An 11,927-nucleotide genomic window follows, 5' to 3' on the forward strand; every position below is an offset into this window, starting at 1 on the left:
TTCTACTCGGAGGCGGTGGAGGTGTCGCCCTGGCGCTGCTCGGAACCGGGCGGGCCGATCCAGACGGTCTTGGCGTTCATGAACGCGTGCATGCCCAGGTCGGTGAGCTCGCGGCCGTAACCGCTCTGCTTCACCCCGCCGAACGGCAGTTCCGGGTAGCTGGTGGTCATCCCGTTGACGAACACCATCCCGGCGTGCACGTCCCTGATGAACCGGGCCCGCTCGTCCTCGTCCTCGGTCCAGATGTTCGAGCCCAGCCCGTAGGGGTGGCTGTTGGCGATGTCGATCGCCTCGTCCAGGCTCGAGACGGTGAACAGCACGGCGACCGGCCCGAACACCTCCTCGTGGTAGAGGTCCATCTCCTCGGTGATCCCGGTGAGCAGGGTCGGCCGGTAGTACCAGCCGGGCCCGTCGACGCGCTCGCCGCCGACGACCACGGTGGCGCCCTTGGCCACGGCGTCCTCCACGTACTCCTCGACGTCGTCGCGGCCGGACTCGGTGGCCAGCGGGCCCACCTGCGTGCCGGCGTCCATCGGGTCCCCGACCCGCTGCGCGGCGAGCTTCTCGGCGAACAGCCGGGTGAACTCCTCGGCGACGTCGGTGTGCACGAAGAACCGCTTCGCGGCGATGCAGCTCTGCCCGTTGTTCTGGCAGCGGGCGGTGACCGCGACGCCGGCGGCGGTGTCCAGGTCCGCCGACGGCATGACGACGAACGGGTCGCTGCCGCCCAGTTCCAGCACGGTCGGCTTCAGGGCGTCCCCGGCGATCGAGGCCACCGACTGCCCGGCGGGGGCGCTGCCGGTGAGGGTGGCGGCGACCACGCGGTCGTCGCGCAGCACCCGCTCGATCGTTCCGGAGCCGATGAGCAGGGTCTGGAACACGTCGTCGGGGAACCCGGCCCTCCGGAACAGCTCCTCCATGTAGAGGGCGGTCTGCGGCACGTTGCTGGCGTGCTTGAGCAGGCCGACGTTGCCGGCCATCAGGGCCGGGGCGGCGAAGCGCATCGCCTGCCACAGCGGGAAGTTCCACGGCATGATCGCCAGCACCGCGCCCAGCGGCTGGTACGTCACGTACGCCTGCTGCGCACCGACGGCCTCGGCGTCCGCCGGCCGGGGTTCCAGGAAGGACGGGCCCTGCTCGGCGTAGTAGCGCAGAGCCGCCACGCACTTGCCCACCTCGGCCTTCGCGGCGGCGAGGGTCTTGCCCATCTCCGTCGTCATCAGGGCGGCCACGTCGTCGGTGTCGCCCTCCAGCACGTCGGCGGCCGCGCGCAGCCACCCCGCCCGCTGCTCGGTGCTCGTCAGCCGGTAGGAGGCGAACGCCGCCGCTGCCCGGGCGATCCGGTCCTCCAGCGCCTCCTCGCTCAGCGGCTCGAACTCCCTGACCGTCTCACCGGTCGCCGGGTTGATCGTCGCGATCGCCACTTCGGGTCCCTCCGCACGTGCTCGTCACCGGCCCGCCGGGCCGGTGCTGCCGGGGACCCGTCCTACCCGCCCGGGGCCGGGCCCGCCACCGCGCGGGGACCGCTGCCGGGGGCACACTGGCGCCGTGACGAGCACCGAGGAGCGGCCCGCCGCGTCCCTGACGATCGCCGAGGTCGCGCAGCGCCTGGGGTTGAGCACGCACGCGCTGCGCTACTACGAGACCGAGGGGCTGCTCGTGGGGGCGCCCTCGCGCACCACCACGGGCCGGCGCCGCTACGGCGAGGACGACCTGCGCTGGATCGTGATGGTGCAGCGGCTGCGCGCCACCGGGATGCCGGTGCGGGAGATCCGCGAGTACGCCGAGCTGGTCCGGGCCGGTGCCGGTACCGAGCGGCAGCGCCTGGCGGTGCTGACGGCCCACCGGAAGCGCGTCCTGGCGCAGCTCGACGAGGTGACCGCCCACCTGGGGGCCATCACGGCGAAGATCGACGGGTACGCGGCGCAGCTCGGCGCCCCGGAGCGCCCTCGCTGACCCCGGGGCGGTGTGGAGTTGACTTCGAGCGCGCTCGAAGTCGCAGGCTCCTCGCATGGCACCCGCGACGGACGTCCCCACCCGCACGCTCGGCCGCGCCGCGAACGGCACCGAGCTGACCGTCTCCGCCCTCGGCCTCGGCTGCATGGGCATGAGCGCCTTCTACGGCACCCGCGACGAGGCCGAGTCCCTGGCCACGATCGGCGCCGCCCTCGACGTCGGCGTCACCTTCCTGGACACCGCCGACATGTACGGGCCGTTCACCAACGAGCAGCTCGTCGGGCGGGCGATCTCCTCCCGCCGCGACGAGGTGGTCCTGGCGACCAAGTTCGGCAACGAGTTCCTGCCCGACGGGGGCCGGCGCGTCAACGGCCGCCCCGAGTACGTGCGCTCCGCGTGCGACGCGAGCCTGCAGCGCCTCGGGGTGGACGTCATCGACCTCTACTACCAGCACCGCGTCGACACCACGGTGCCCGTGGAGGAGACGTGGGGCGCGATGGCGGAGCTCGTCGCGGCGGGCAAGGTGCGCCGGCTCGGCATCAGCGAGGCCGCCCCCGAGACGATCCGCCGCGCCCACGCCGTCCACCCGGTGACCGCCCTGCAGACCGAGTGGTCGCTGTGGACGAGGGACCCGGAGGAGAACGGCGTGCTCGCCACCGTGCGCGAGCTGGGCATCGGTTTCGTCCCGTACTCCCCGCTGGGCCGGGGTTTCCTCTCCGGCGCGATCCGCAGCGTCGATGACCTGGCGCCGGACGACTTCCGCCGCAGCAACCCGCGGTTCCAGGGGGAGAACTTCCAGCGCAACCTCCGGCTCGTCGACGAGGTCCGCGCCCTGGCGGACGCGAAGGGCGTCACCGCCGGGCAGGTGGCGCTGGCCTGGCTGCTGGCGCAGGGCCCGGACGTGGTGCCGATCCCCGGAACCAAGCGGCGCAGCTACCTGGCGGAGAACGTCGCCGCCGTCCACGTCGAGCTGAGCGCCGACGAGCTCGCCCGGCTGGACGCCGTGCTGCCGGCCGGCGCCACCGCCGGCGACCGGTACCCCGACATGAGCACCGTCCACCGCTGACCCCCCCGCACCCCCCTCCTGCGGTGATCAAGGAAGTTGCAACTTCCTTGATCACCGCGGGTGAGGCGGGGGAGGGGGTCAGACGTCGAAGGGGACGCCGTGCTCCACCGGGCGCAGCTCCAGGCCGCCGAGGTTCTTCGCCTGCCCCGCGTACAGGCCCAGCCCCACCTCGGACAGCAGCGCGTCGTGGATGGCGAAACCGCTGCCGGCGCGCACGGCCCGCACGAAGTCGATCATCTCCCTGCTCGCCGCCCACGGGGCGCTCAGCGGCAGCGCCAGCACGTCCACGCCCTCCGGCGCCACCGCGTAGGAGTCGCCGGGGTGGAAGACGGTCGGCTCGCCCTCGGCGCGCAGCAGCAGCCCGACGTTGCCGACCTGCGGCACGTCGGCGTGGATGAGGGCGTGCTCGCCGCCGACCGCCTCGACGCTCAGGTCGCCCACGGTGAGCGTGGACCCGGCGTGCAGCGCCGAGGCCTCGATGCCGGCCCCGCGCAGCGAGGCGGCCGTCTCCGGCTCCGCGTGCAGCACGGCCCGGTCGTCGGACTCCAGCAGCTGCGGCAGCTTCTCGACGTCCACGTGGTCGGGGTGCTGGTGGGTGACGACGACCGCGTCGAGGTCGGTGAGCTCCTCCCAGCCGCGGCTGAAGACGCCGGGGTCCACCAGGACGCGGGCGCGGGCGGTCTCGACGAGCAGGCAGCTGTGGCCGTAGCGGGTGATGCGCATGGCGTCATCGTGGCCCCGCCGGCTCCCGCCGCGCACGTCCTGCGCGTCGCCGCCCCGGCGAGGCGGGCCCGCCGCTTCGCTGAGGTGGATCAGGCGGCCGCGGTGCGGGTGCGGTGCTCCTCGAAGATGGTGACGAGCTCGGCGGCGGCGCGCTCCAGCTCCGCGATGTCCTGCGCGGTGAAGTCGTGGGGCTCGACGCCGATGACGCAGTGGGCGCCGACGACCTGCCCGTCCGGGGTGTGCAGCGGCACGCCCGCGTAGGCGCGCACACCGTCCTCGGTCACCACCGGGTTGTCGTGCTGGTCGGCGTCGAGGGTGGCGTCGGGGACGACGTACGGGGCGTCCCGGACGACGGTGGTGGTGCAGAAGGACCACTCCACGGGGATGGCGCCGATCTGCGCGACCCAGCCGACCAGGCCGTGGCTGCCGGCGAAGACCACGGACGAGTCCAGCACGAGGCTGACCAGGCTGAGGGGGAACCCCAGCCGGGCGGCGGTGCGGGCCGCCACCTCGTCCAGGCGCCGCTTGAGCTCGGGGTGCTCGCCGTCCCAGTCGGCGGCCGCCGTCAGCCGTGCGCGGTCGGTCAGCACGCCGGCCTCGTCCATCGTCCGCTCCTCGTCCTCGCGACGGGTCCACGCTGCTCGGGAACCCGTACCGCCTGCACATCGACCGGAACCGGGGACGTCCTTGACACCTGCGGCGGCACACCACCCGCTCGCCCCACCCCGGTGGGTGAACCGTGCGCGCTCCGGGCACCGCACGTGCGGCGGCCGCCGCAGTACCGTCCGCGCAGCGCTCGGCGGTGCACCCGTCCGCGTCACCCGTCCGGCTCCCTGCACGTGGTGCCCCGCGGCGCCGATGTGGTTGAGCATGGGAACAGGGCAGGCACAGCAGCCGGGCGCACCGGGGCGCCGTGCACCGCGCGCCGTGGAGGCACCCACGGCCGTGGAGTGGCTGCGGCGCCTCGCGGACGTCTCCGACCCCGAGCGGGCGCTGGCCGTGTGGACCGAGGCGGCCCTGGCCACCGACTGCCTGGGCATGCAGCTGGAGCCCGAGGAGCTGCAGCGCGTGGGGCAGTGGCTGGTGGAGCACTGCGCGGACCAGCCGATGCGGATGGCCGCCCGCAGCTGCCTGGTCCGCCTGCGCGTGCACGGCATCTTCCGCTCCGCGTAGGCGGCCCCGGCTGCTGCGCGCAGCGGGCGGAGCGCCCCGCCGAGCTCGCGCCCTCAGCGGGGCGGGGTCGCCTCCGCCTCGCTGAGGCCGCTGGTGAGGTCGATGACGCGGCGGGGCGGCTCGGGAGCGTCGAGGAAGAGGGTCACCGGTTCCCCCGACGGGGAGGTGCGGTGGTAGGTCCGCACCCCCGCCGCGACGGCCAGCACGCCGGCGGCCGCGCACACCGCGGCGGTCGGCAGGCCGGTGGCGGTGGCCACCCGCTCGGCCGGCAGGGCCCCGCGGTGGGTGCGGTACCAGGCGCGCAGGTGGTCCAGGACGGTGCGTTCTTCAGCGCTGAGGGCGGGCACGGGCACCTCCGACGTGGACGAGGACGTCTTCCGGAAAGTACCGCACCGGGGCCCGCGGTCGTGAACGCGCGGGGCGGGCGGGCACCCGTCCGGCCTTCACGTCGCCTCGATCGCCAGCTCCGCCCAGACCGTCTTGCCCTCGCCCTCGAGGGAGACGCCCCAGTCGTCGGCGACGGCCTCGACGATGCCCAGGCCCCGCCCGCCCAGGGCGTCGGGGTCGGCGTGCCGCTCGCGCGGGTGGCGCGTGGAGCGGTCCTGGACGCTGATGGTCAGGCGCTGCGCGAGGCGGTCGTAGCGCAGCAGGACACCCGTGGCGGAGTCGGTGTGCACCAGGGCGTTGGTGACGAGCTCGCTGAGCACGAGCTCCGCCTCGTCGAGCAGCTCGGTCGCGTCCCACGCCTCCAGCGCGGTGCGCAGGAAGGCGCGCGAGCGCGCCACCGCCCGCACGTCCCCCGGCAGCGGCAGCGTCGCCTCCTCCAGCTGGGCGCTGGGGCCGGCGTACTCCAGCACGAGCATGGCGGCGTCGTCGTCGAGGCGGTGCGGGATGCTCGCCATGATCCGGTTCGCCAGTTCCTCGCACGAGGCGCCGGCGTGGGCGGCCACGGTGCGCCGCAACGACTCCACGCCCTCCTCGAGCTGCTCGGCGCGCGACTCCACCACCCCGTCGGTGTAGAGGACGACGCGGCTGCGCCGGCGCAGCCGGTGGGTGGCGGTGGGGTAGGCCGCCTCCGGGTCCACACCCAGCGGCGGGCCGGGTTCGACGTCCAGCTCGTGCAGGTCCGGCCCGTCGGCGACCAGGGGGGCGGGGTGGCCGGCGGTGGCGACGGTGACGGTCCCGGAACCCTGGTCGAGGCGGACCAGGCAGCAGGTGGCGAACAGCTCCTCGGCCATCTCCACGAGCAGCCGGTTGGTGCGCTCCAGCGCCGCCGCCGGCCCGTGCCCCTCGGTGACGTAGGCGCGCACGGCGGTGCGCAGCTGCCCCATGAGCCCGGCGGCGGTGGTGCTGTGGCCCTGCACGTCGCCGATGACGAACACGACGTCGTCGTCGAGGGCGATGGCGTCGTACCAGTCGCCGCCGACCTCGGCGCCCACGACCGCCGGCTGGTACCGCACCGCCACGGCGACCCGCTCGAGCACGGGCAGGCGCTGCGGCAGCAGGCCGCGCTGCAGCGTGCGGGCCAGCTCGGTGAGCGCGCCGACCGAGACGGCGAGGTTCTCCCGGGCGGCGCGCTCGGCGTCGAGCAGTTGCGCGCGCTCGAGGGCGAGGGCCACCTGGGCGGCGACGCTGGCGAACAGGGCCACCTCCACGTCGGTGGGCTCGCCGTCGTCCCACTCGACCACCAGCGCCCCGAGGGGGCGTCCGCTGCGCTCGACGAGGGGCACGGCCAGCGTGGACGCGGACGCCCAGGGCAGCTGCGCGGGCGTGCCCGTGGGCCTGCGGGCGCCGCTCCCGGCGAGCACGACGGGGGCGCTGGTGCGGACGGCCTCGGCCACGGGGTCGTCGGCGTCGGGGGCGACGGTGCGCAGCGCCGCGAGCTCGGGCGGCAGGGGCGGGTGCCCGCTGCCGGTGAGGACCCCGTGCGCGGGGTCGGCGAGGTACAGGGCGGCGGCCGTGCAGCCGGCGGCCTCGACGACGGCGCGCGGCACCGAGGCGGTGATGTCGGCGGTGGTGGCGCTGGTGGACAGCAGCGCGGTGAGGGACTGCAGCAGCGCGGTGCGCGCGGCGGCGGCCGCGGCGGCGGCCTCGCGGTCCTCGGCGAGCTCGCGGGCGGTGCGCTGCTCGCCGACCAGCAGGGCGTTGTCGATGGCGATGCCCGCCCCGCGGGCGGCGGCGGTGGCGGCGGCCTCGGCGTCCTCGTCGAAGCGGCCGGGTTCGCGGTGGCCGAAGAGGAGGGCGCCGAGGACGCGGCCGTCGGTGGAGGTGACGGGCACGGCGAGGTAGCTGCGCATCGGCGGGTGGCCGGCCGGCATCCCGCGGCGGCCGCCGCGCCCGAACCGCGGGTCGGTGAGCACGTCGTCGATGCGGACGGCGGCGGCGCCGGTGAAGGTGGGGGCGAACAGGGGGGTGTTGCGCACCGGCTCGGTGGCGGGGAAGTCCTCGGCCGACGCCCCGGCGAGCGTCAGCAGGTCCAGCCGGTCGCCGTGCTCGTCGCGGTCGTGGTAGAAGAACGCGCCGTACTCGGCGCCGGTGACGTCCGTGGCGGCGACGGTGGCGGCGTGCAGGATGGCGCGCAGGTCCTGGCCGTGGCGCAGGGACAGTGTCGTGACCTCGAGGAGCGTCTGGTGCTCGCGCCGGCGACTGACCACACGCAGAGCTTACTTCCCGCAACTCTCCGTATTCGCTACGGCGAGTCCCCTCGGGGGCGCCGTGGACGAGCGCACCACCAGGGTCGTCGCCAGCTCCACCCGCGGGTGCGGGACCTCGCGACCGTCGGCCACGTCCAGCAGGGTGCGGGCCGCGGCCGCGCCCATCTCCGCGAGCGGCTGGCGCACCGTCGTCAGCGGCGGCGAGGCCCACGTGGCCAGGTCCAGGTCGTCGAAGCCCACCACGCTGAGGTCCTCCGGCACCCGCAGGCCGCGGCGGCGCACCGCCTCGTACACGCCCAGCGCCATCTGGTCGCTGGCGGCGAAGACCGCGGTGGGGGGCTCGGGCAGGTCCAGCAGCGCCTGCGCCTCGCGCAACCCGGAGCCCTGCCGGAAGTCACCCTCGCGGACCAGCTCGTCCTCCAGCACCAGGCCGGCGGCTTCCACGCCGGCGCGGTGCCCGTCCAGGCGCGCGCGGCTGCACAGCAGGTGGGCCGGCCCGCCGATGTGCGCGATGCGCCGGTGCCCCAGCTGCACGAGGTGCTCGGCGGCGGCCACGCCACCGGCCCAGTTCGTCGCCCCCACCGACGGCACGCCCACGGGGGGCAGGCCCGCCGGGTCGACGACCACCAGCGGTACCGAGCTCTCGCACAGCACCGGGCCGAGGTCGTGCTGCAGGTCGGTGGTCACCAGCAGCACGCCGTCGCTGGCGCGCCGGTGCAGGTTCTGCAGCCACGTCTCCGCCGCGGCGCTGCGCCCGTGCACCGCCGAGACGACCGTGCCGGCGCCGGCGGCGTGGGCGACCTCCTCCACGCCGCGGATGATCTCCACCGCCCAGGGGGAGTCGAGGTCGTCGAAGACCAGGTCCAGCAGGAAGGCCCGCGAGCGGCGCGGCCCGCGCTGGACGCGGTAGCCGTGGTGGCGCAGCAGCGCCTCCACCTTCTCGCGCGTCGCGGCGGCCACGTCGTCGCGCCCGTTGACGACGCGGGAGACGGTGGGCACCGACACCCCGGCCTCGCGGGCGATGTCGGTGATCGTCACCTGTCGGCTGCTGGTGTCGGGCACGCCCCGAACGGTAGCCGTCACCGGCACCGTCCGGGGCGCACCCGCTCCCACCGCTGCGGTCTCAGCGCTTGCCGCGCACGGAGCGCAACGTGTCCTGCAGCGCGTAGTAGGCGGGCTTGCGCTCGTAGTCCTCCGTCATGACGGTGGCCGAGCCCTCCGCGGGGAAGAACACCGGCACCCAGGAGTACTTGTCGGTGAAGCCCCAGATCGTGAAGGAGTTGCAGGTCTCCACGCCCAGGCAGGCCTCCAGGGCCCGGCGGTAGTAGTCGGCCTGCTGCGCCTGCTGGGCGGCGGTGGGCTCGCCGTCCTCGGGCAGGCCGGCGATGCGCACGTCGAGCTCGGTGATGGCCGTCTCCAGGCCCAGGGCGGCGAACCGCTCCAGGTTCGCCTCCAGGTCGCCGGGGAACCCGTACTGGGTGCTCAGGTGGCTCTGCGGGGCGAAGCCGTGCACGGGCACGCCGTCGGCCTTCAGCTCCTTGATCAGGTCGTAGTAGGCGTTGCTCTTGGCGTTGATGCTCTCCACGCCGTAGTCGTTGAAGAACAGCTTCGCCCGCGGGTCGGCCTCGTGGGCCCAGCGGAAGGCGTCGGCGACGATCTCCGGTCCCAGTTCGCGGATCCAGATGTTCTCCTCGCGGTACTCGCCGTTCTCGTCGAAGATCTCGTTGGCGACGTCCCACTGCTGGATGCGGCCCGCGTAGCGGCCCACGACCTTCGTGATGTGCTCGTGGAGGATCTCGCGCAGCTCCTCCTTCGAGAAGTCGCCCTCCTCCAGCCAGGCGGGGTTCTGGCTGTGCCACAGCAGGGTGTGGCCGCGCACGACCTGGCCGTGTTCCTGCGCGTAGCGCACGATCGCGTCGGCCGGGTAGAAGTTGTAGAAGTCGCGGGTGGGGTGGATGTACTCCCACTTCATCTGGTTCTCGGCCGACAGCGAGTTGAACTGGCGGGCCATGACGTCGCGGTACTCGACGTCGTAGGCGAACGGGTCCGCGTAGGGCTGCTCGGCGTGGTGGCCGCCGCCGGCGACCGCGGTGCCGATGAAGAACCCCTTCGGGGCGGCGCGGCGCAGGGTGTCGCGCTCGTGGTGGCCGGCGCGCTCGGCGCTCTGGGTGGCCCGCTCCGCCGCGGCCGGCGACGGGGCGGCGGTCGCCGGTGCGGCGAGCGCGGCCACGGCCAGGGGGGCGGCCACGAGGGCGGTGGTGATCCGGGAGGCCCGGAAGGCGGTGCGGGGGGTGCGTGCTCGGCGCATGCTCTGCTCCTCGGCTTCATCGCCAGAGTTCCGGAAAGGCTTCCGGAAGCGGGTGCCCCGGACTCTAGGGAGAGGCACAGCCAGCGTCAACCCGTCGGCGCAGCGTCACGCTCCTTCGCCCACCCCACCCACCCGCGGTGATCCTGCGAGCGCGAGCGCTCAACCGTGCGAGATCACCGCGGGGTTCCGGTGGGGGTTCTCCGGCAGGGGCTACCGGGCCGCGCGGCGCACCAGCTCCAGCTCGTCCAGCACCGCCCCGGCGGGCAGCGCGATCCGCAGGTCGGCGCGCTCCGCGGCGGGCAGCCGCAGCGGCACCTCCACCTCGCCCCAGGAACCCGCCGCCAGTGCGGCGCGCCCCGCGGGCAACCACGCGCCCGACGTCCCGCGCACCTGCACCACCACCTCGTCACCGTCGCGCTCGCCCCGGACGCAGCAGCGCAGCGCCACCACCCCGGCCGCCGCGCAACCGGCGAACTCCAGCCGGGCGCCCCAGCCGGGAACCGCGGCCCGCACCGCCGTGCGGTCCGAGCCGTCGCGGGGCACCAGCTCCACGCCCTCCGCGGCGTCGAACGCAGCGGCCCGCACCGGCTCGCGCGGCGGCAGCGGCTCGCCCTCGACGGTCAGCGCGACCTCCGCGCGCACGTCCTCGGCGGAGGAACCCACCAGCAGGTGGTACTCGCCCGGCAGCACCCCGGTCCGCGAGCGCGCCACGTCGCGCACCGCCAGCCGGTCCACCGGCACGGCGAGCACGGCGGTGGTGCTCGACCCCGGCTCCACCCGCACCCGCCGGTGCGCCAGCAGGCGGCGCCGCGGAAAGGGCACCGCCAGCCCCGGCGCGGTCGCGTACACCTGCACCAGCTCCACGACCGCCCGCTCGCCGTCGTTGACGAGCTCGACGCTCACCTCGACCTCCTCGCCGGCCCGCGCGAGCGCCCGGTCGGCGCGGACGCCGCGGTGCTCCACCGAGCCGTACCCGAGGCCGTGGCCCAGCGGGAACAGCACCCCGCGCTCGCCCCACGCGTAGCCCGCGCGGCGGGTGACGTCGTCGTGGTCCACCGCGTCGGGCAGGACCGCGTCCTCGCGGTACCAGGTCTGCGGCAGCCGGCCGGACGGCTCGACGTCCCCGAGCAGCACGTCGGCCAGCCCGTGCCCCAGTTCCTGGCCGGCGTGGCTGGACCACACCGCGGTGCCCACCTCGTCGAGCAGGTCGCCCAGCGCGTACGGGTAGGAGGAGAGCAGCACCAGCACGCACCCGGGTGCCGCCTCGCGCACCGCCCGCACCAGTTCCGCGCTCGCGTGCGGCAGGGCCAGGCTCGTGCGGTCCTGCGTCTCGCGGCCGCCGACGTGCGGGTCGTTCCCGACGACGACGAGGACGTGGTCGGCGCCGGCCGCGACCGCGGCGGCGGCCGCCGCGCCGCTGCGGTGGGTGCGCCGGACGAACCGGGCGGCACCGGCGGGCTCGACGGCCTCTGCGGACAGCGCCCCCGTGGTGGGGTCCACCACGACCCAGCGGCCGGTTCCCTCGTGCCGCAGCGCGACGGTGCCGGCGTCGGCGTGCACGGCGAACGTCTCCTGCACCACCCAGCCGCCCACGCGGGTGGCGGTGGCGGCCAGGCCGGCCTCGCCGCGGGTGACCAGCCGCCCCGTCGCCGCGTGCCGCAGGGTCACCACGCCGTCGGCCCACTCGGTGACGTCGAAGCGGGCGTCCTCACCGGCCGCCCCGGCGTTCGCCAGCAGCGCGCCGTCGGCGGCGGCGGTGACGTAGCGGCCCGAGGTGGTGTGCCGCAGGCTGATCCGGTCCGCACCCTCCTCCGCGAGGACCCGGTCCGCGCCGAGGCGCTCCCGCAGCGCCGAGGCCAGGCCGGTCGCGGGGGGGGGGGGGGGGGGGGGGGGGGGGGGGGGGGGGGGGGGGGGGGGGGGGGGGGGGGGGGGGGGGGGGGGGGGGGGGGGGGGGGGGGGGGGGGGGGGGGGGGGGGGGGGGGGGGGGGGGGGGGGGGGGGGGGGGGGGGGGGGGGGGGGGGGGGGGGGGGGGGGGGGGGGGGGGGGG

Annotated in this window: 11 protein-coding genes; 3 read left to right on the top strand and 8 right to left on the bottom strand. The window is 75.6% G+C overall.

Going from position 1 to position 11,927, the window contains the following annotated elements; translation table 11 throughout:
• Positions 1-2: 2 nt before the first annotated feature.
• Positions 3-1,424: an NADP-dependent succinic semialdehyde dehydrogenase gene (locus V9U69_RS09245; protein WP_337061372.1), complete on the bottom strand. Its 1,422-nt coding sequence runs from the start codon at positions 1,422-1,424 to the stop codon at positions 3-5.
• A gap of 124 nt (positions 1,425-1,548) precedes the next feature.
• Here V9U69_RS09245 and V9U69_RS09250 point away from each other — a divergent pair, with 124 nt between their 5' ends.
• On the top strand, positions 1,549-1,956 hold the full coding sequence (locus tag V9U69_RS09250) for a MerR family transcriptional regulator (RefSeq protein ID WP_337061373.1): 408 nt from the start codon (positions 1,549-1,551) through the stop codon (positions 1,954-1,956).
• Positions 1,957-2,011: 55 nt separating this feature from the next.
• Entirely contained in the window at positions 2,012-3,022 is a 1,011-nt protein-coding gene (locus tag V9U69_RS09255; RefSeq protein ID WP_337061375.1) for an aldo/keto reductase, read from the top strand.
• A gap of 78 nt (positions 3,023-3,100) precedes the next feature.
• Here the strand turns inward: V9U69_RS09255 and V9U69_RS09260 are convergent, their stop codons facing one another.
• The gene (locus V9U69_RS09260; protein ID WP_337061376.1) at positions 3,101-3,745 is read right to left on the bottom strand and encodes an MBL fold metallo-hydrolase; all 645 of its coding nucleotides are present in this window, start codon (positions 3,743-3,745) and stop codon (positions 3,101-3,103) included.
• 89 nt (positions 3,746-3,834) lie between these two features.
• Positions 3,835-4,350, bottom strand: coding sequence for a GAF domain-containing protein (locus V9U69_RS09265; protein WP_337061377.1), 516 nt, complete (start codon positions 4,348-4,350; stop codon positions 3,835-3,837).
• A gap of 322 nt (positions 4,351-4,672) precedes the next feature.
• Here V9U69_RS09265 and V9U69_RS09270 point away from each other — a divergent pair, with 322 nt between their 5' ends.
• Entirely contained in the window at positions 4,673-4,918 is a 246-nt protein-coding gene (locus V9U69_RS09270; RefSeq protein WP_337061378.1) for a hypothetical protein, read from the top strand.
• Between the two features lie 53 nt (positions 4,919-4,971).
• Here V9U69_RS09270 and V9U69_RS09275 read toward each other — a convergent pair whose 3' ends face one another.
• The 5 genes from V9U69_RS09275 to V9U69_RS09295 all read right to left on the bottom strand — a co-directional run bounded on the left by V9U69_RS09275 (position 4,972) and on the right by V9U69_RS09295 (position 11,551).
• The gene (locus tag V9U69_RS09275) at positions 4,972-5,265 is read right to left on the bottom strand and encodes a hypothetical protein (protein WP_337061379.1); all 294 of its coding nucleotides are present in this window, start codon (positions 5,263-5,265) and stop codon (positions 4,972-4,974) included.
• Positions 5,266-5,361: 96 nt separating this feature from the next.
• Positions 5,362-7,572, bottom strand: coding sequence for a SpoIIE family protein phosphatase (locus V9U69_RS09280; protein ID WP_337061380.1), 2,211 nt, complete (start codon positions 7,570-7,572; stop codon positions 5,362-5,364).
• A gap of 9 nt (positions 7,573-7,581) precedes the next feature.
• Positions 7,582-8,634 (bottom strand): LacI family DNA-binding transcriptional regulator, encoded by a 1,053-nt coding sequence (locus V9U69_RS09285; RefSeq protein ID WP_337061382.1) that lies wholly within the window; start codon positions 8,632-8,634, stop codon positions 7,582-7,584.
• Positions 8,635-8,695: 61 nt separating this feature from the next.
• Positions 8,696-9,880 carry an endo-1,4-beta-xylanase gene (locus V9U69_RS09290; RefSeq protein WP_337061384.1) on the bottom strand — a complete coding sequence of 395 codons (1,185 nt, stop codon included), beginning with the start codon at positions 9,878-9,880 and terminating at the stop codon, positions 8,696-8,698.
• Between the two features lie 210 nt (positions 9,881-10,090).
• A complete protein-coding gene (locus tag V9U69_RS09295; protein WP_337061385.1) occupies positions 10,091-11,551 on the bottom strand; it encodes a glycoside hydrolase family 3 C-terminal domain-containing protein in 1,461 nt (486 codons plus the stop codon).
• Positions 11,552-11,927: the final 376 nt, after the last annotated feature.

Origin of the sequence: Kineococcus sp. G2, assembly GCF_037154035.1 — a bacterium.
GTDB lineage: Bacteria > Actinomycetota > Actinomycetes > Actinomycetales > Kineococcaceae > Kineococcus.